The 18,293-nt window shown below is 67.8% G+C and carries 19 protein-coding genes and 1 pseudogene; 12 read left to right on the top strand and 8 right to left on the bottom strand.

Annotated features, from left to right (window positions below):
• Window positions 1–25: 25 nt before the first annotated feature.
• Both PSC72_RS04885 and PSC72_RS04880 read left to right on the top strand, forming a co-directional pair.
• Window positions 26–1,705, top strand: coding sequence for a GTPBP1 family GTP-binding protein (locus PSC72_RS04885; RefSeq protein ID WP_274324772.1), 1,680 nt, complete (start codon window positions 26–28; stop codon window positions 1,703–1,705).
• A 241-nt stretch (window positions 1,706–1,946) separates the two neighbouring features.
• Window positions 1,947–2,711 (top strand): hypothetical protein, encoded by a 765-nt coding sequence (locus PSC72_RS04880; RefSeq protein WP_274324771.1) that lies wholly within the window; start codon window positions 1,947–1,949, stop codon window positions 2,709–2,711.
• 151 nt (window positions 2,712–2,862) lie between these two features.
• On the opposite strand, the pseudogene PSC72_RS25570 reads toward PSC72_RS04880, so the two are convergent.
• The 3 genes and pseudogenes from PSC72_RS25570 to PSC72_RS04870 all read right to left on the bottom strand — a co-directional run.
• A pseudogene (locus PSC72_RS25570) lies at window positions 2,863–3,087 on the bottom strand (hypothetical protein); the annotation flags it as partial.
• 23 nt (window positions 3,088–3,110) lie between these two features.
• On the bottom strand, window positions 3,111–4,109 hold the full coding sequence (locus tag PSC72_RS04875; protein WP_274324770.1) for a transposase: 999 nt from the start codon (window positions 4,107–4,109) through the stop codon (window positions 3,111–3,113).
• Between the two features lie 198 nt (window positions 4,110–4,307).
• Window positions 4,308–4,970 carry a helix-turn-helix domain-containing protein gene (locus PSC72_RS04870; protein WP_274324769.1) on the bottom strand — a complete coding sequence of 221 codons (663 nt, stop codon included), beginning with the start codon at window positions 4,968–4,970 and terminating at the stop codon, window positions 4,308–4,310.
• Between the two features lie 86 nt (window positions 4,971–5,056).
• Between PSC72_RS04870 and PSC72_RS04865 the strand changes: the two genes are divergently transcribed.
• Window positions 5,057–5,887 carry an SDR family oxidoreductase gene (locus PSC72_RS04865; RefSeq protein WP_274324768.1) on the top strand — a complete coding sequence of 277 codons (831 nt, stop codon included), beginning with the start codon at window positions 5,057–5,059 and terminating at the stop codon, window positions 5,885–5,887.
• Between the two features lie 30 nt (window positions 5,888–5,917).
• Here PSC72_RS04865 and PSC72_RS04860 read toward each other — a convergent pair whose 3' ends face one another.
• The 3 genes from PSC72_RS04860 to PSC72_RS04850 all read right to left on the bottom strand — a co-directional run bounded on the left by PSC72_RS04860 (window position 5,918) and on the right by PSC72_RS04850 (window position 7,506).
• On the bottom strand, window positions 5,918–6,601 hold the full coding sequence (locus tag PSC72_RS04860) for an HAD family hydrolase (protein WP_274324767.1): 684 nt from the start codon (window positions 6,599–6,601) through the stop codon (window positions 5,918–5,920).
• Window positions 6,602–6,670: 69 nt separating this feature from the next.
• A complete protein-coding gene (locus PSC72_RS04855) occupies window positions 6,671–7,057 on the bottom strand; it encodes a hypothetical protein (protein WP_274324766.1) in 387 nt (128 codons plus the stop codon).
• Entirely contained in the window at window positions 7,057–7,506 is a 450-nt protein-coding gene (locus tag PSC72_RS04850) for a DUF2240 family protein (protein ID WP_274324765.1), read from the bottom strand. Before PSC72_RS04850 ends, PSC72_RS04855 begins: the two co-directional genes overlap by 1 nt.
• Window positions 7,507–7,659: 153 nt before the next feature.
• On the opposite strand from PSC72_RS04850, the gene PSC72_RS04845 reads away from it, so the two are divergent.
• Window positions 7,660–8,031 carry a 30S ribosomal protein S8e gene (locus tag PSC72_RS04845; RefSeq protein WP_274324764.1) on the top strand — a complete coding sequence of 124 codons (372 nt, stop codon included), beginning with the start codon at window positions 7,660–7,662 and terminating at the stop codon, window positions 8,029–8,031.
• Window positions 8,032–8,339: 308 nt separating this feature from the next.
• Here PSC72_RS04845 and PSC72_RS04840 read toward each other — a convergent pair whose 3' ends face one another.
• On the bottom strand, window positions 8,340–9,338 hold the full coding sequence (locus tag PSC72_RS04840) for a phosphate uptake regulator PhoU (protein ID WP_274324763.1): 999 nt from the start codon (window positions 9,336–9,338) through the stop codon (window positions 8,340–8,342).
• A gap of 478 nt (window positions 9,339–9,816) precedes the next feature.
• Between PSC72_RS04840 and PSC72_RS04835 the strand changes: the two genes are divergently transcribed.
• The 7 genes from PSC72_RS04835 to PSC72_RS04805 all read left to right on the top strand — a co-directional run bounded on the left by PSC72_RS04835 (window position 9,817) and on the right by PSC72_RS04805 (window position 16,496).
• The gene (locus tag PSC72_RS04835) at window positions 9,817–10,902 is read left to right on the top strand and encodes a PstS family phosphate ABC transporter substrate-binding protein (protein WP_274324762.1); all 1,086 of its coding nucleotides are present in this window, start codon (window positions 9,817–9,819) and stop codon (window positions 10,900–10,902) included.
• Window positions 10,899–11,942: a phosphate ABC transporter permease subunit PstC gene (gene pstC, locus PSC72_RS04830; protein ID WP_274324761.1), complete on the top strand. Its 1,044-nt coding sequence runs from the start codon at window positions 10,899–10,901 to the stop codon at window positions 11,940–11,942. The genes PSC72_RS04835 and pstC overlap by 4 nt, the downstream gene beginning before the upstream one ends.
• Complete coding sequence (pstA, locus tag PSC72_RS04825) at window positions 11,939–13,585, top strand: phosphate ABC transporter permease PstA (protein ID WP_274324760.1); 1,647 nt, start codon at window positions 11,939–11,941, stop codon at window positions 13,583–13,585. The genes pstC and pstA overlap by 4 nt, the downstream gene beginning before the upstream one ends.
• Window positions 13,582–14,511, top strand: coding sequence for a phosphate ABC transporter ATP-binding protein PstB (gene pstB / locus PSC72_RS04820; RefSeq protein WP_274324759.1), 930 nt, complete (start codon window positions 13,582–13,584; stop codon window positions 14,509–14,511). Before pstA ends, pstB begins: the two co-directional genes overlap by 4 nt.
• 91 nt (window positions 14,512–14,602) lie before the next feature.
• A complete protein-coding gene (locus tag PSC72_RS04815; RefSeq protein ID WP_274324758.1) occupies window positions 14,603–15,262 on the top strand; it encodes an HAD family hydrolase in 660 nt (219 codons plus the stop codon).
• 126 nt (window positions 15,263–15,388) lie between these two features.
• Complete coding sequence (gene phoU / locus PSC72_RS04810; RefSeq protein WP_274324757.1) at window positions 15,389–16,069, top strand: phosphate signaling complex protein PhoU; 681 nt, start codon at window positions 15,389–15,391, stop codon at window positions 16,067–16,069.
• Between the two features lie 67 nt (window positions 16,070–16,136).
• Window positions 16,137–16,496, top strand: coding sequence for a hypothetical protein (locus PSC72_RS04805; RefSeq protein ID WP_274324756.1), 360 nt, complete (start codon window positions 16,137–16,139; stop codon window positions 16,494–16,496).
• A 159-nt stretch (window positions 16,497–16,655) separates the two neighbouring features.
• Here PSC72_RS04805 and radB read toward each other — a convergent pair whose 3' ends face one another.
• Window positions 16,656–17,342: a DNA repair and recombination protein RadB gene (radB, locus tag PSC72_RS04800; protein WP_274324755.1), complete on the bottom strand. Its 687-nt coding sequence runs from the start codon at window positions 17,340–17,342 to the stop codon at window positions 16,656–16,658.
• Window positions 17,343–17,495: 153 nt separating this feature from the next.
• On the opposite strand from radB, the gene PSC72_RS04795 reads away from it, so the two are divergent.
• A complete protein-coding gene (locus tag PSC72_RS04795) occupies window positions 17,496–18,227 on the top strand; it encodes a hypothetical protein (protein ID WP_274324754.1) in 732 nt (243 codons plus the stop codon).
• Window positions 18,228–18,293: the final 66 nt, after the last annotated feature.

Here is an 18,293-nt window from a genome sequence, read left to right as displayed (position 1 = left end):
GTACCGTCCCCCGTTACCGACCCTCATGAGCCCCGACCGGGCCGTCCTCGAACGCGCCATCGAGCGCGGTGAGCGCGAGGGCGGCAGCGTCGAGTTCAAAGAGCGGCTCACCAAAGACCTCCACCTCGCCGACGGCCGTCGAGAGAGCCTCGCGGCCCAGCTTCGCCACCGCGTCCTCTCCGGCGACGGCGAGGCGACCTACGTCGTCGGCGTGACCGACGACGGCGGCATCGCCGGCATCGCGCCCGACGAGTTCACCGAGTCGATGGACGTGCTGAGCCTGCTGGCCGAGGAAGCCGACGCCCACATCGAGAACGTCGAGACGTGGGGCGTCGACGCCGCGGGCAACGCGAAGCTGAAAGACAGCGGCGCCCGCTCCGAGAGCGCGGCCCGCTCCGACCCTGACGCGCCCGAACAGGGCATCGTCGGCGTCGCCATCATCCGCGAGGGCGCCGTCCTCGAAGACGACGAACACATCGTCGTCGGGACGGCCGGCCACGTCGACCACGGCAAGTCCACGCTCGTCGGCTCGCTCGTGACCGGCCAGCCCGACGACGGCGAGGGCGGCACGCGCTCGTATCTGGACGTCCAGCCCCACGAGGTCGAGCGCGGCCTCTCGGCGGACCTCTCCTACGGCGTCTACGGCTTCGACGACGACGGCCCGGTCCGGATGGACAACCCCGATCGCAAGTCCGACCGGGCGCGGGTCGTCGAGGAGGCCGACCGGCTCGTCTCGTTCGTCGACACCGTCGGCCACGAGCCGTGGCTGCGCACGACGATCCGCGGCCTCGTCGGCCAGAAGCTCGACTACGGCATGCTCGCCGTGGCCGCCGACGACGGCCCCACCAAGACGACGCGCGAGCACCTGGGCATCCTCCTGGCGACCGACCTGCCGACGATGGTCGTCATCACGAAGGCCGACATCGTGAGCGAGGAGCGCCTCGACGAGGTCGAACGCGAGGTCGAGCGCCAGCTCCGCGAAGTGGGGAAGACGCCGCTGTCGGTCGACCGCCACGGCGTCGCCGCCGCCGTCGAGGAGATCGACGACACCGTCGTCCCCGTGCTCGCCACCAGCGCCGTCACGATGGAGGGGATGGACGACCTCGACGAGATCCTCGAACGTCTGCCCAAGACCGCCGGCCCCGAGGACGACGAGTTCACGATGTACGTCGACCGGTCGTACAAGGTCACCGGCGTCGGCGCCGTCGCCTCCGGCACCATCCGCTCGGGGCAGGTCGAAGCCGGCGACGAACTCCTCCTCGGGCCGATGCAGGACGGGAGCTTCCGCGAGGTCGAGGTCCGCTCCATCGAGATGCACTACCACCGCGTCGACCAGGCCCAGGCGGGCCGCATCGTCGGCATCGCCCTCAAGGGGGTCCGCGAGGCCGACGTCGAGCGCGGGATGGTCTTACTCCCCCGCGATGCCGACCCCGATCCCGTCCGCGAGTTCGAGGCCGAGGTGATGGTCCTCAACCACCCGACCCGCATCGGCGAAGGGTACGAACCGGTCGTCCACCTCGAAACCGTCAGCGAGGCGGCCGCCTTCTACCCCGACGAGGGGCGTCTCCTCCCCGGCGACTCCGGGACGGCGCGCGTCCGTTTCAAGTTCCGCCCCTATATGGTCGAGGAGGGCCAGCGGTTCGTCTTCCGCGAGGGCCAGTCGAAGGGCGTCGGGAAGGTCACCGCCGTCGACGTCGGGGACTGACCGCTTGCGAGCTCCGGCGTAATCGCCGACCAAATCGCCGCAAGGGACGGCTACGGATCCGGTATCACCCCGCTACTCCGCGAAAGACGACCCAAATCGATCGCCGAGTTTCTATCCTCACGTTACCGGTCGAACAGCCAGTTGGTAACTTTCCCCCCGGAAGGCGGTAGGATCGAACACGTGCGCGTCCGGGACGCCGTCCGGTGCGCACGCTACACGTGCGAGAGCACGACTGATACCCATGAGTCAGCGAAATCAATCCGGACGTCAGGGACAGTACCAGCAGAGTAACCAGCAGCCCCAGCAACAGCAGGGCTTCATCCCGGCCCAGCAGGAGCCGGCGAGCCAGCAGCCGGGGTGGCCCGGCAAACAGGGCCGCGGCGCCGACCAGGGCGCCCAGGACCAGCGCCACTCCCAGCAGTTCCGCCAGCGCATGCACGAGATCGCGGAACAGCGACCGCGTGACCCCCAGACCGGCCAGTTCCTGCCGACCGGCTCGCAGGGCCAGCAGGGTGGTCAGCAGCGAGGCGGCCAGCAGAGCCAGCAGTACGGCCAGCAGGGTCAGCAGCCCCAGACCCAGCAGCAGACCGGCGGTCAGCAGTCCTTCCAGCAGCCCCAGCAGCAGATGGGCCAGCAGCGCACCCAGCAGCAGGGCCAGCAGATGAGCCAGCAGCCCCAGCAGCAGCAGGGGTACATCCCGGCGTCCCAGCAGCCGAGCGGCCAGCAGGCCGGCTTCCCGGGCCAGCAGGGCCGCGGCGCCGACCAGGGCGCTCAGGACCGACGCCACTCCCAGCAGTTCCGCCAGCAGAAACACCAGCAGGCCCAGCAGCAGCCGCGCGACCCCCAGACCGGTCAGTTCCTGCCGGAGGGCCAGCAGGGCCAGCAGGGCCAGCAGCGCCAGCAGCGGTCGGGCGGCCAGCAGAGCCAGTCGGGCGGACAGATGTACGCCCAGCAGGGTCAGCAGCGCCAGCAGGGCCAGCAGGGCCAGCAGCAGAACTGGCAGTAAGTCGTACGACGACCGAGGCGCCCGTCCCGATTAGGCGGTCACGCCGCTACTCGACGCTCACACATTTTTCGTCCCGATGAGAGGCCGGAAATTCGCATCGTTAGGGACAGAAACGCGGAAAAACGGTCGCGGAGCGGCGCCGTCGCGGCGCTCAGGACTCCATCTTCTGGACGATCTGGGTCGCCGCGTCGCGCGCCTCGGCCTCGTCGGCGACGGCGTCGACGGGGACGAGCACGCTCTGGACGGTCCAGTCCTCGTTGCCGTGTTCGTCGCCGGTGCGGACTTCGGCGCCCGAGACGACGGAGTTCGCGACGTTCTCCGCCCAGTCGGGCGTGCGGATCTCGTCGAAGTCGTCGGGGTCGCGGTAGCGGACGTGATGAGGGTGTCATAGAATCCATCTCATACCGTGATGACGGTGCTTCCCGGATTGTCACCTCGTTCGTAGTTGGTGACGGCGACGACGAGTCGAACGCAGAGCGCAAGGAACACCTGCGCTCGGGCGTGGACGCGGCCTCGGGCGCGTAGCGTCCCGAGGCCGCAGTCCTTGACCGCATCGTTCGTTCGCTCGACCTGACTCCGGCGGTTGTACGTCTCGTCTAGGATCGACTGTTTGAGCTGAATCTCGTCACTGTGTTTCTCGATGCGGTCTTCGACTCTGTACTTGATATTGAGCGGATCGTCGGTGTTTCGCGGGTTGTACGGGGCGATTGGCACGACTCCTGCGGTCAGCAGGAGGTCGTGCCAGTCGAGCGTGTCGTAGGCGCTGTCACCGAGCATCCAGATCGGCTGGGCGACGGCGAGCGCGTCACGGGTGACGCGCATCGCCGTCTCTTCTGCGGCTTGTTTGCTCTCGGTGAACTCGGCTGCAATCGGGATCTTTGCGCCGGTTGAGACGATCGTACAGCCGTAGCCGTAATAGTACTCCTCAGCGGTTGGGTCGTAGTTCTTCGGCGCATCTGGGTCGGATGGCATCGCTCGCACGTCCGTCGAATCGATTCGGTAGGTCATGTCGAGCAGGCCGCGGGCGGCGGCCTGCTCGACGAGGTGGTCGAAGACTTCGTCGACGACGTGTTCGAGGTCGGTGAGGAAGCGATCGACCGCGTCTCTTGAGGGCGGTCGATCGAAGCCACAGCTGAGCCAGACGACCGTGTTCTGGAGTTCTCGTGTGACCGGGCGAATGCCGTAGATGTCCTTGTAGTAGCAGTGGAGGAACGCTCGGAAGAGTTCTGGTGGGTGGTGGTCTCGTGTTCGCCCCCGGCGAGCGGGGGCGAACACGTCGAACTCGCTGAAAAAGTCGAACTCAAGATGCTCGAACAACGCGAGCGTCTCGGTAGCCACGACATTGAAGAACTCGTCGATAGAACCCTCTTCTTGCAGGGTGCTGGCGCTCGTAGACACAGTTCCAACACCCTGCGTCCTCGTGTGTGAGGCTTTCTATGACACCCTCGACGTGATAGTAGTTCTCGCTCTGTTCGACGCCCTGGATCGATGCGGACCCGGACATACCAGACGCTTCCCGTTCCCGTGCCGAGAGTCGTGTGCCGGCAAGCGAAGGGCCGCGACCGATGCAGACCGCCACACGGTCCGAGCCGCCGGTCAGCGGGACCGCGCGAGTCCGCGGAGGAGCTTCGACTCCGCCTTCCGCAGGTGCTCGGCGGCCGTGCTCGGCGCGCAGTCCAGCGCGTCGGCGACCGCTTCGTGTCCCGCCTCGCGCGGGACGTCGTAGTACCCCAGGTCTATGGCGGCGTCCACGGCCGCGCGCTGGCGCTCGGTGAGACGCGCCTCGACCGCCGGCGCCGCGGAGTCCAGACCGCCGACCTGTTCGACCGTGACGTCGACGGGGTCGGGTATCGCCTCGACCGCGGCCTGGAGTTCGTCGTCCGGACCGAACAGCGAGATGGTCACCGAGCCGTCCTCGTGGTAGACGATAGGCGGGACGATGACGACGGTCCCGGTCGTGAGCGACCCGAACAGCTCCCGGACCGACGCCGTCGTGTCGTCGCTGATGTAGGCGTAGAAGGCGTCGTCGTCCACCCGTTCGATGTCGTAGCCGAGCACCTCCGGAACGTCGGCGATGGCCGCCTCGAAGGCGTCGGCGTCCCCGCGCACGTAGTGGAGGATCCCCAGGTCCTCGCCGGCGTTGTTCCACTGGAGCGCCAGCGCCCGCTCGACGAACGGCGCGTTCGTGACGATCCCGTACACCGGGTGGATCTCCCCCTCGCGGCCGTGGGCCGTGACGCGCACCCGGACGTGTTGCATGCACGGGTGTTCCGGCCGTTTCTGACTTAAACCCCCCGAGCAGATCCGGCAGATCGGCTTCCTGGGTTCGCCCGGTATCTCTACCCATGACAACCATACTCGTGACAGGGGCGACGGGGACGCTGGGTCGTCCGCTCCGCAGTCGGTTGGCGGAGGCGGGCGAGACCGTCAGGGCAGCGAGTCGCTCGCCACCGGACGAGACAGACGACGCTTCCGAGCGGCGCGACGCCGTCGAGTGGGTCGAACTCGACCTCGCGGACGGGACGGGCCTCGAACGCGCCGTCGGCGGCGTCGACGTCGTCGTCCACGCCGCGACGGCCCCGCAGGGCGATTCCGAGGCCGTCGACGTCGACGGGACCGAACGGCTGCTCGACGCGGCCGAATCGGCCGGCGTCGACCACGTCGTCTACCCGTCGATCGTCGGTATCGAGGCCGTCCCGTACTCGTACTACCGGCACAAGCTGGCCGCCGAACGGGCGGTCGAGGCGAGCGAGGTTCCCGCGACGATCCTCCGGGCGACGCAGTTCCACCAGTTCGTCGACCAGATACTCGGGATGGCCGCCCGGGTACCGGTGTGGCCGCTGCCGACGACGTTCCGCGTCCAGCCGGTCGACGCCGGCGAGGTCGCCGACGCGCTCGTCGACTGCGCGATCGGCGAACCCCGTGGCCGAGTCCCGCCCGTCGGCGGACCCGAAGTCCGGACGCTCGGCGAGTTGGCTGTCGCGTACCGGGAAGCGCGCGGTCTCAGGCGTCCGATCGTTAGGCTCCCGCTCCCCGGTGCCGTCGCGAGCGCGTTCCGCGCGGGCGAGGCGACGTGTCCTGACCGCGCCGTCGGAACGGTGACGTGGGAGGAGTGGCTGGCCGCGGAGTACGGTGGAGCCACCGAATCGGCCCGACCAGATGCCGCACCCTCGTGACTCCGCCGACGACAGGCCGGACCGCCGGCGTCAGCCCCACGGCTCGTCGGCGAGGTCGTGCAGCGACTCGACGACGTGGTGGGGTTCCGGTTCCGGGTCGGCGGTCTCGCCGTCGGCGAGCCAGACGGAGCGCAGCCCCGCCGCGTGCGCGCCGGTCACGTCCGACGCCAGCGAGTTGCCGACGTGAACCGCTCGCTCGGCCTCGACGCCGAGTTCCTCCAGTGCGATGCGGAACGGCTCCGGGTCGGGTTTGTACGGGGCGTCGTGTCCCCCGTGGACGATCACCTCGAAGCGGTCCTCGATGCCCAGTCCCGCCAGCTTCTGGGACTGCATCCACGGGTCGCCGTTGGTGACCATGCCGATCCGGTAGGTCTCCGCCAGCGCGTCGAGCGCCCGCTCGGCGCCGTCGAGGAAGGCGACGTTGGTCTGGTCGCGCTCGTCGGTGTAGATGTCCGCGATCTCCTCGCCGACGGCCTGGTCGTGGCCCGCCTCGGTCGCGAACGTGCCGAACGCCGCCCGCCGCGTATCGCGGATGTCGTCGCCGGAGCCGGCCTCGGAGAACTCGCCCAGGCGCTCGATGTACTCCTCGGCGTCGAAGAACGGGTCGACGCCCACTCGCTCGAACGCGACCGCCAGGATGTCGTCGGCGCTCCGCTCGTACGCGCAGAGGGTGTCGTCCAGGTCGAACAGCACCGCGTCCACGGGCCCTGTCATTGCGGGATACTAGCGACCGTTCCGGCAAAAACGGGTCGCTTCGTGGCGGGCAAGCGCGGTCGGTCTCAGCTAATCCTCGGCCGTCAGTCCCGCGACGAGCGCGTCGACCGCACGCTTGACCGCCGCGCCGGATTCGATGCGGACTGCGTCGTCCTCCGTGACGGCCAGTCCGCCGTCACGACCCGCGCGCGCGGCCTCCTCGCGCACGGCTTCGGTGACGGCGTCGGTTCGATGGGAGACGGTTAGCGTGGCGGCCTCGGGATATATCCGGACGGTCCCCACGCGTTCGTCGCGGAACTCGACGCCGTAGGCGACGGTCCCCTCGGGCGACGGCTCGGCGTCCGGGTCGGCGTCGACGACGGCCACGTCGCCGAGGGTGCCGCGGTCGCGACCGGACAGCTCGGAGGAGAGCAACTGCGCGATGCGCTTGCCGTCGGTGACGCGGTCCTCGACCATCACTCGCCCCCCAGTTCGCTCGCGGCGCGGTCGGCCAGATCCCCGATCTCGACCCCCTCGCGGCGGGCGTAGACGACCGCGGCGGCCTCGACGGTGACGCCGAGGTCCGCCTGCAGGCTGTTGACGTCGGCGACGGCGGTCTGCTTGTCGACGCCGGCCTCGACGAGCGCGTCGAGCGCCCGCTCGAAGTTCGAGCGCTGGCGCAACACGTCGTCGTCGGGGACGAACCCGTCGGGGACAGTCACCTCGCGCGGGCCGAACGTCGGGACGACGTCGTCGTCCTCGCGGTCGAGCAGTCCCTCCGTGACGGCCACGTCGACCAGGCGCTTGGCCTGTTCGGGGGAGAACCAGTCGCGGTCCAGCGAGAGCGCGACGACGAACTCGCTCTCCGAGAGGCGCTCTCGGCCCTTGGCGCGGAACGGGACGGCCACGGCGCGGCGCAGACTCATCGTCACTCGATGGGTGCGCGCCGCCACGTAACCCTGCCGGTCGACGCCCGCCCGCGACGGCCCGACCCGCTGACCGCGCCGGATCGACGCGCCCGGCGGCGCGACCGGCCGAGAGTCGAGAGGTTCAAGTACACGCTGTGACACTGCACACGTATGAAGTTCCAGGGACGCTCCACTCGCAAGCGCACCGGCGGCCGCCGCCGGAACTTCCGCAAGAAGAAAAAGCACGAACTCGGCGACCAGCCGACCGAGACCCGCGTCGGCGAGCCCAAGATCAAGACCGTCGACGCCCGCGGCAACACCGAGAAGATCCGCGCGATCACGGCCGACACCGCCAGCGTCGCCACCGACGACGGCACCGTCGCCGCCGAGATCGAGGACGTCGAGGAGAACCCCTCGAACCCCAACTACGTCCGCCGGAACATCGTCACGAAAGGCGCCATCATCCAGACCAGCGAGGGGCGCGCCCGCGTCACTTCCCGACCCGGGCAGGACGGCCAGATCAACGCCGTCCTCGTCGAGTAACGCCGCGGACTCCTGCGGTTTCTCCACGTTCTCCCTGCTCCTGAGTGGCGTCTCCTGCGTTCGGATGCAGGTATTCCTCTCGGTCTATATATCGTTCGGGTGGGCTCGGTGGCCGTGGGGACCGGTCAGTACCGCTCTTAGCGAGCCTTTTGTCGGTGTGTCGCCCAGTCGTCGATGGCGTGCGGCGCGTCCGCCAACTGACCACCAGACCGAGCGCATCACCGAGCACCCCCGCGCCGATTCGGTGCGCCCGTCGCACGCCGCACCTGCGAACTGCCACCTCGCCCCGGGGGTTCCATCACCCCGTTTTACGGACTCGGAGCGGCCTTTTGGAGCGCGCTCTCGGCGATGTTCCCGCCGTAGTCGGCGGTCCGCGACAGCGAGTCGACGACCAGGCCGAGCGACTGCGCCAGTTCGGGCTCGTCGAGGCCGCGGATGACGTCGTCCACGTCTCGCGCGCGGTTGTCGATGTCGGGTAGGTCGGAACGGGCCTCCGTCGCCAGTTCGACGGCCCGGTCGGGATCGTCTTCGAGCAGCGCGTCCATCGCGGTCTCGGGGACGGTCACCGCCGCGTCCTGTAGCTCGCTCAGCGTCGAGGCGACGGAGTCGTTGACCGGACCGATCTCCAGCGAGATCGTCGCGATCTTCGTCGCGTGGTCGGCGATGCGTTCGAGCTGGCGGGCGCTCGACTGGTAGTCGAAGACGGTCTCCCGGGGGAACCCGATCTCCGTCGCCGCCGCCGGGTTCCGGAGCACCGTCCGGAACACCCGCGAGACCATGTACCACAGGCGGTCCACGTCGTCGTCGCGCTCGATCACGTCGTGGGCCAGTTCGTCGTCGTTCTCGAGCAGCGCGGTCACCGCGTCGGAGAGCATGGTCATCGAGACCAGTCGCATCCGCGTGATCGCGTTGTGGACCGACAGCTCCGAGGAGTCGAGCAGGTCCTGGAGGACGACTCGCTCGCCCGTCTCCTCGATGACTTCGAGGCCGACGAGCCCCTGGGTCGCCTCCCGGATAGTGCGGCGCTGGCCGGCCGTGACCCGCGACGCCTCGAAGGTGATGACGTCGAACCCGCTGACGTACATCGTCATGACCGCCCGCGTGAGCTGGTCTCCCTCCAGCCCGTCGATGTCTATCGCCCCCTCTTCGCGCTCGTTCTCGCTCTTCGGCGACAGCAGGAGGACGTCTTCCTCGGAGTGAAACTCCACCACGCTGCCCGCGCTCACGTCGTTCTCCGTCGCCCAGTCCTTCGGCAGTGATACCGTGTAGGTCGAGCCACCCGTCACCTGGACCTTGCGGGTCTCCATAGCCGGGTGGTGTGGATACGACGCAATAAATCAACCCCTTTCTATATATTTACGTCTACATACCAGTACATTGCGGCATATATCGACACCGAGAACGGCCGTACTCCCTCGATTCGCCGGGGGGTCCGGCACCCGCCGCTCGGTCTCGTGAACCTATATACCCGACAGTATCCCCGTACCGACCCTCGAATGACGGCGAGTCGAACGGTTCAATCGATCGATTCTCCGGATGGATTCGACGGAAAATTCTCAGCCACCGAGTCGGCTTCTCAAACCGCCAGGAAACCGCCTACGAGCGATTTTCAGACGCGCCCCATCGCCCCGAAAGCGAGCGAAACAGCTGACTATAAAGCGACGGCAAATCCGTAGGTGGAACCTACTGCCAGAGTACGGGTGCGACTCCGGTAGCCATGAGTATGTACGTCTATATAGTCATAATAGTAGAGTATTTAGTTAATCTAGAACCTCTCGTCTGGTAATGCGGGAAACACCTGTAACCCGCCGGCAACTGCTGGCCGGCGCGGCGGGAATCACCGCGTCGCTGGGTGGCTGTATTAGTACGAGTCCGCGACCGCCGGGTCAGGCCGCAGCCGGGGGCGGTGGCGGCGGGAGTTCGGGACTCGAACTGCTCAAGGCGGGCGGGTCGTCGACGCTGTTCCCGATCGTACAGACGGCGGCCTCCTACTGGGCGTCGAACTACAAGCCGACGGACATGGAGTACTGGGGGCCGAGTCAGTACGGCATCGAGACGGACAAGCGATTGTCCGACTACTGGGGCAGCAAGTACGGGTTCGAGGCCGACGGCGACGTCTCGCCGCCGTTCGAGGTGCGAGTCGGCCTCAGCCACTCCGGGACCGGGCTAGAGAAGCTCCGAAACCAGCAGATCGACATCGGGAACTCCAGCGCGCCGGTCGCGGCCGAGTTCCCCGAGGCCTCCGAGGAGGAACTGTCCGGGTTCACGAACCACGTCGTCGCCGTCGACGCCCAGCCCATCATCGTCAGCAAGGAGATATACGAGGCGGGCGTCACCAAGCTCACCGCCGAGCAGGTCCGCGGCATCTACACCGGGGAAATCACGAACTGGTCGCAGATCGACAGCTACGACGGCCCCGAGAAAGAGATCCAGGCCGTCGGTCGGTCCGAGGGGTCCGGGACGGACACCGCCTTCAGGACGAACATGCTCGGCGACCCGAACGCGTCGATGGAGGGCGTCGACGCCCGGAAGGGACAGAACCAGCAGGTCAAGACGACCGTCTCGAACTCCAACAACGCCATCGCGTACATGGCGCTCGCGTTCGTCGACGAGTCGGTCCCCGCCATCGAACTCGAGTTCGACGGCAAGACGTACACGCCGGGCGAGAACCTCTCCGATCCCTCGTACCCGCTCGCGCGCGACCTGCACTGTTACACCTGGGAGGGGACCTCGAAGAAGGAGGCCGCCTTCCTCCGGATGATCCTCAGCGACTTCGGCCAGACGAACTTCGTCGAGCCCGAGGGGTACTCGAAGCTCACCGACGAGCGCCAGCAGACAGAGATCGAGAAACTGGCGGAGCGAGACGCATGAGCGTCGCGACGCGACTCGAGGGGCTCGACCAGACGGAGACGGTCATCGGCGGCCTCGGGGGCGTCCTGCTCGCCGTGACGCTCTTCTCCTTTCTGGTCGCGCCGGCGCTGACGGGGTACCTCGCGGGCGCGTTCGTCGTGTTCGCCCTCGTGAGCTACGTCGTCGAGGAAGACCGCACCGCCCGGTTCCTGCTGTTCGTGACGACCACCTCGACGGTCCTCGTCCTCGGGTTCATCACCGTCTATCTCGTGCTGAACGCGATTCCGGTCGTCCGCGAGATGGGGCTGTACCTGTTCACGGGGTCGGACCCGTTCTGGTCGACGGGGTCGAACGTCTACTCGCTGGTCCCGATGATGTGGGGCACGTTCCTGACGACGGTCATCGCGACGCTCGTCGCGGCGCCGCTCGGCATCGCCGGCGCCGTCTTCATCAGCGAGATCGCGCCCGGCTGGGCGCGGGAAATCGTCAAACCGGCCGTCGAGATGCTCGCCGGCATCCCCTCCATCGTCTACGGGTTCATCGGCTACACGGTCCTCTCCCCGTACTTCCAGACGGAACTGAACGTCCCCCAGCTCGGCAACCTCTTCCTCGTCGGCTTCGTCATCGGCGTGATGGCGCTGCCGACGGTCGTGTCGGTGGCCGAAGACGCGATCGCGGCCGTCCCGGGGCAGATGAAAGACGGCGCGCACGCGCTGGGCGCCACCGACTGGCAGGCGACGACCAGCGTCACGCTCCCGACGGCGTTCTCCGGGATCTCCGCGGCGGTCCTCCTCGGCGTCGGGCGCGCCGTCGGCGAGACGATGGCCGCGACGGTCATCCTGGCGAACGTCGTCGACCTGCCCGACCCGCTCACGAACGTTTTCGACAGCACCATCACGCTCACGAGCCTCATCGCGAGCCAGTACGGTGCCGCCAGCGGCCTCCAGTTCTCCGGTCTGTTCGCGGCCGGCGTCGTCCTGTTCGTCACGGTGATGGGCTTCAGCGTCGCCTCGCAGCTCATCGAGCGCCGGATGAACGAGCGGCTGGGAGGTGAGCAATGAGCCATCGGACCGACGCAGCCAGGTCGGCGCTGGTCGCCGGCGACTCCTCGACGCGCGAACTGATCAGCGGCGTCATGGTGGCGCTGTCGTTCGGGTCGTTCGTCGTCGGGCTGCTCGCGCTCGCCCAGTACCTGCCCGCGGACGTCACCGTCGGCGGTACCACGGTCGCAACGCTCCTCGGTGGGGCCCTCACCGTCGCCGGCGCCGGCGTCGTCGCGCTCGGCGCCGCGTCCTACGGGGGGCTCTTCGAGACCGAGCCCGGACACACCGGCGGACTCGTCTCCGCCGTGTTCGTCGGCCTGATCTGGTTCGCGGTCGGCGGCCTCGTCGGCGCTCAGACGCTCGGTCTCTCGACGGCCTGGCCGGCGGTCGCGCTCGCCGCCGGGGCCTTCGCCGCCGCCGTCGCGCTCGTGGCCCGGGAGGACCTCGGCATCACCTTCTCGGCGGGCCTGTTCGTGCTCCTGTCGGGCCTCGTGGTCCTCGCCGGCGTGGTCGGTCCGGGCTGGAGCTGGACGCCGCAGGGCTTCTCGATCACGGTCACCGGCGTCGTCGGCGTCCCGGTGATCGCGCTGTTCGCCGGCCTCGTCGGCGCCTGGACCGCCGCGCGCGTCTACGGCGGCTTCGGCCCGCAGGGGCGACAGCTCGGCGCCTACACGCTCATCGGGACGAACGCCGCCGGCATGCTCGCGCTGCTCGGCTCCATCGTCGGGTTCATCGTCGTCCGCGGCTGGGGTCCGATGACCGAGGGCGTCAAGTACGGCCTCTTCTGGGGGCCGTGGACCTGGTTCAACCCGCCGCTGGTCGACACCTGGGTCGTCGTCGAGGGCCCGATCGTCTGGTTCTACTGGCCGTTCGTCATGGAGGGCTACAGCACGACGGGCGCGGGAATCGACGGGATCCTGCCGGCCATCGTCGGAACGATCTGGCTGGTCGTCGGCGCTATCGTCTTCGCGGTGCCGCTGGGCGTCGGCGCCGCGGTGTTCCTCACCGAGTACGCCGAGCAGGGTCGGTTCACCTTCCTCGTCGAGATCTCGACCAACGGGCTCTGGAGTACCCCGAGCATCGTCTACGGCCTGTTCGGACTGGCCTTCCTCGTCCCCCGGCTCGGCAACACGAACTCCATCCTGGCCGGCCAGTTCGTCCTCGGGTTCATGCTCCTGCCGCTGGTCGTCATCACCAGTCGGGAGTCGCTCAAGAGCGTCCCCGACGAGTACCGCGACGCCAGCGCCGCGCTGGGCGTCTCGAAGTGGGAGACCATCAAGAGCGTCGTCCTGCCGGCGTCGCTGCCCGGCGTCATCACCGGCGTCATCCTCGGCGTCGGCCGCATCGCGGGCGAGACGGCGCCCATCCTGCTCGTCACCACGAGCACGCCATTCCCCACGAACGTTCCCGGCGTCATCCAGGGCGGGTTCAGCTTCACGTCCACGTTCCCGTTCGTGGCCGTCCCCGAGATCAACCTCATCCACTCGTCGGGCGCGCCGAGCGCGCTCCCGTACCAGCTGTTCGCGGTCATCGGCGCCGGGCTGGAGAAGAACCTCGGCTTCGCCTGGGGCACCGCCCTGGTGCTGTTGCTCGTCGTGATGAGCTTCTACGCCATCGGTATCGGCTCGCGGATCTACTTCAGGAGAAAACTCAACCAATGAGCGAAACAGACGTGACTCAGACCGAAACCGACGAACCGACCGCAGAGACCGCCGCGGAGACCCAGACGACCACCACCACCGGCGAGACCGACGAGCGCGTCCGCGAGGAGTGGACGCAGTTCTCCTTCCAGGGCGAGCCGAAGCTCGCCGTGGATGACCTGGACGTCTACTACGGCGACGACCACGCGCTGAAGGGCGTCTCGATGGACATCCCCCGCGAGAGCGTCACCGCGCTCATCGGCCCGTCGGGCTGTGGGAAGTCCACGTTCCTGCGGTGTCTGAACCGGATGAACGACCGGATCAACGCCGCCCGCATCGACGGCTCGGTCGAACTCGACGGCGAGGAGATCTACCAGGACGGCGTCGACCTGGTCGAACTCCGCAAGCGCGTCGGCATGGTGTTCCAGGCGCCCAACCCCTTCCCGAAGTCCATCCGCGACAACATCGCCTACGGGCCGCGCAAGCACGGCGAGTTGAACACCGGCCTCGTCGCCCGCCTGCTCGGCCGCGACGACAGCGAGGAAGAGGAAGCGCTCGTCGAGCGCTCGCTCAAGCAGGCCGCGCTGTGGGACGAGGTGAGCGATCGCCTGGACGACAACGCGCTTGGCCTCTCGGGCGGCCAGCAACAGCGGCTCTGTATCGCCCGCTGTCTCGCCGTCGACCCCGACGTGATCCTCATGGACGAGCCCGCGTCGGCGCTCGACCCGGTCGCCACTTCGAAGATCGAGGACCTCATCGAGGACCTCGCGGAGGACTACACGGTCGTCGTCGTCACCCACAGCATGCAGCAGGCAGCCCGAATCTCCGACCAGACCGCCGTGTTCCTCACCGGCGGCGAACTCGTCGAGTACGACGACACCGAGAAGATCTTCGAGAACCCCGAGAGCCAGCGCGTCGAAGACTACATCACCGGCAAGTTCGGATAGTCTGTCCCGTTCTGTTCGGTCGAGGCCCTGCCGTCCCCGGTCGCCCCCGACCAGTACTGATTTCTCCTCGCGGAGCCGAGTTCCGTCCACAGTGACGACGTACGAAGCGGTCGTCTTCGACAACGACGGCGTCCTGGTCGAACTCACCGAGTCCGAACTGCTCCGCCGCGTCGCCCGCCGAGCGTTCGAGGACCACGGGATCGAGGACCCGCCAGAGGACCTGGTCGAGTGCGCGGCCGACGGCGACATCGACGGCCTCGCGGCGGTGGAGGACGAACTCGACCTCCCGCTCGCGGACTACTGGGCCACGAGAGAAGAGCGCGCGGTCCGCCATCAGTGCGAGGCCATCGAGAACGGCGACAAACCTCTCTACGACGACGTGACCGCGCTCGCCGACCTCTCCCACCGCATGGCCGTCGTCAGCAACAACCAGCACGGCACCGTCGAGTTCATCGTCGAACACCACGGCCTGGCCGACCACTTCGAGCACGTCGCCGGCCGCGAACCAACCCTCGACGGCGCCCGCCGGCGCAAGCCCGAGACCCACTACCTCGACCGCGCGCTCGACGAACTCGGGACGCGAGACGCGGTTTACGTCGGCGACAGCCCCAAAGACGTCGAGGTCGCGCACCGCGCCGGCGTCGACAGCGCCTTCCTCCGCCGCGACCACCGCGCCGACACGGCCCTCGACCGCGAACCTACCTACGAGGTCGAGACCCTCACGGATCTGGTCGACGCGCTCGCCGAGTGATCGGTCGACCCGCGGTCGGCCGGGGACCGAACCGATCCGCTCACCGCGGGGATCTGACCCGCTCGTCGTCCGGCAACACCCGCGACCGTCGCAACTTACATTGCGGTACCGCCAGTTTTTGGCAGTATGCCACGCGAAGGATATCAGGAGAAGCTCGAATCTCTGCGGGAGGACGTCCTCTACATGAGCGAGGTCGTCCTCGAACGGCTCCGGATGGGCCTCGACGCCCTGGAGACGAAAGACGACGAACTCGCCTGGGAGGTCATCGACGGCGACGACGAGGTCAACCAGCTCTACCTCGACCTCGAACAGGACTGCATCGACCTGCTCGCACTCCAGCAGCCCGTCGCCTCCGACCTCCGGTTCATCGCCGCCTCGTTCAAGATCATCACCGACCTCGAACGCATCGCCGACCTCGCTACCAACCTCGGCGACTACACCCACGAGGCCGAGCGCGACCTCTACCCCGACGTCGACATCCAGGAGATCGGGACCCTCGTCATCGAGATGGTCGAGGCCGCGATGGACGCCTACGACGACCAGGACCCCGACGCCTGTCTCGCCATCGCCGACCAGGACGACGTCGTCGACGAGCGCTGCGAGGCCGCCTCCGAGACCATCGTCCGCGACCTCATCGAGCGTGAGGTCGACGACGAGACCAGCGAGGAGGAGGTCGAACAGCTCATGGGCGACGTCTCGCGCCTGCTGCTCACCGTCCGCGACCTCGAACGCGTCGGCGACCACGCCGTCAACATCGCGGCGCGGACGCTCTACATGGTCGAGAACGACGACGCCCTGATCTACTGAGACCACCTAGTTTCCATCTTTTTCGCTCGAGGGTCGCTCGCGTTGCTCGCGACCCCGAGCCAAAAATATGGGTGAAAAAGCCGAGATCTCGCTTCGCTCGATTCCGGTGAACCGCCTCGCTTCGCTCGGCGGATGCTCAGTACAGGCGAGGGAGTTACCGACGAAAGAGAAAGTATCCGCCGAGAAAGACCAAGCTGGCACCGACAATAAGCGGTGTAAGAACGAAAAGGGGATGCCACGGTGCACACCCATCGCAATGCGTATTGTTCAGTTTGGCAGCGGTTGTGAAGTGAACGTAACCTCCGTATCCAGAGAGAGCGAGTCCTATCAAGAAGAGCAAACCCACGCCAAAGTCGCTCAGGGCCCATCCACGATCAGCCAACGATTTCATATTCAACGTGTGATGTTCTGTCAAACGGGAACGTGAAGTGCCTTCTGGACGATCAGCAATCAAATTGAGCGATTATGCAGGCCTACTGAACGGATACTTCGCTTCGCGCTAGGATACACCAAACTCGAAGACCGAGGTCAGTACTCGACACGCGGACTCCCAAACCGATCGACGGGACGGAACGGACGTTCCCGATTACCGCGGCTCGCCGCTCTCCAACCCGTTATCGGTGATCCTGAACTGTGCCTTCTCGCCGGCGGGCTTCGCGCGGTGTTTCTCCAGGGTCGCCCGCCGGTTCCCGCCGCGGAAGCGGTCGACGCGGACGATGGTCGCCGACCAGTGGTTGAGGGTGTGGCCGCCGAGCGCGCGGGCCTGGTCGGACTCGGGGTCGGTGAACACCTGGTTGGTGAACGCGACGGCGATGTCGTGTTTCCGGGCCAGCGAGAGCAGATGGGCGAGCTGTCGGCCGACCGCGCGCAGGGCCTCACCCTCTTCCTGTTCGGTGCGCTGGAGGCGGTAGAATCCGGTCGCGCTGTCGAGGGCGATGAAGTCGACGACGTCGACGAACTCCTCGACGTCGCGGACGGCCTCCTCCTGCTCCTCGAATGTGTAGGCCTCGGTGATGATGAGCCGGGAAGCCACGTCGTCGGCGTCGCGACCCCCCGCCCCAGCCAGTTGCTCCATCCGGTCGACCGAGAGGCCCTCGGTGTCGACGATCAGCGCGGAGTCGCCGGCGGCGGCCAGTTCGACGGCCGCCGAGAGGACGATGTTCGTCTTGCCGGCGGCCGGCGGGCCGTACACCTGGGTGACCGCCCCGCGCTCGAACCCCCCGCCGAGCAGGTCATCGATGGCCGCGCAGCCGGTCGGAATGCGCTCGCTCACGTCCCCGGGTTCGTCGCCACCGGACAAAAACGCTCGCAAACGGCCACGACTCGTCTGAGGGCCGACCCGACCGTCGACGCCCGGCGACCGCACCGCGCCGACGGACCGGGCGAGACGTCGAAGACTTAGGTGGATGGCTCGCCAAGTCTGGGTGTGATAGTCGTCGCGACGGCGGACTTCGAAGTCTACCACGGCGTGGTCAACGAACTCAGAGACCGGGGCGTGACGTTCACGACCATCGAACTCGACGACGACCTGCCCGAGCGGACGACCGTCGTCGTCACCGCGCCCGACGAGTCGCCGCCGGTTCCCGACAGCGTGCCGCTCGTCCGCGCCGAGCCCGACGACCCGCGCCGCGCCGTCGACGAGGTGGTCGCCATTCTCCGTGGCGGAAGCGGCCGCACAATCGTGGGTGTCGACCCGGGAGAGCGACCGGGCATCGCCGTCCTCTCGGGCGAGATGGTCGTCGCGACGTTCCACGTGCCGCTGGTCGACGCCGCCGAGGTCGTCCGCGAGGAGGTCGGGGACGCCGTCGACCCGCTCGTCCGGATCGGCGACGGCGCCCGGCTCCAGGGCGCGAAGATCATCGACGACCTCGAAGACGTCCCGGTGGAACTCGTCGACGAGACGGGGACGACGCCGTATCTCGGCACCGGCGCCCGCGGGATGGGCGACGTGCTCGCCGCCGTCAACATCGCGCGGCTGGACGGCGAGCGCGTCGAGTCCCGGACGATCGAGCCGACCACGGGCGAACTCCAGCGGATCAAGGACCGCTCGCGCGAACGGAGCGACACCAACCGCGCCATCGACGAGACACTCGCCCGCCGCGTGGCGCTGGGGGAGTTGACGATCGACGAGGCGCTGGCGGAACACCGCGAGGACTGATCTCGACGTCCGCCGGCGCCGGAAGAAAAACGACTACGAAGTCGGTGTCGGACGCTCGGGCGCGAC

Source organism: Halosimplex aquaticum (assembly GCF_028747785.1).
In the GTDB taxonomy this organism is placed as follows: domain Archaea; phylum Halobacteriota; class Halobacteria; order Halobacteriales; family Haloarculaceae; genus Halosimplex; species Halosimplex aquaticum.
This window is presented reverse-complemented; position numbering and strand designations above follow the sequence as displayed.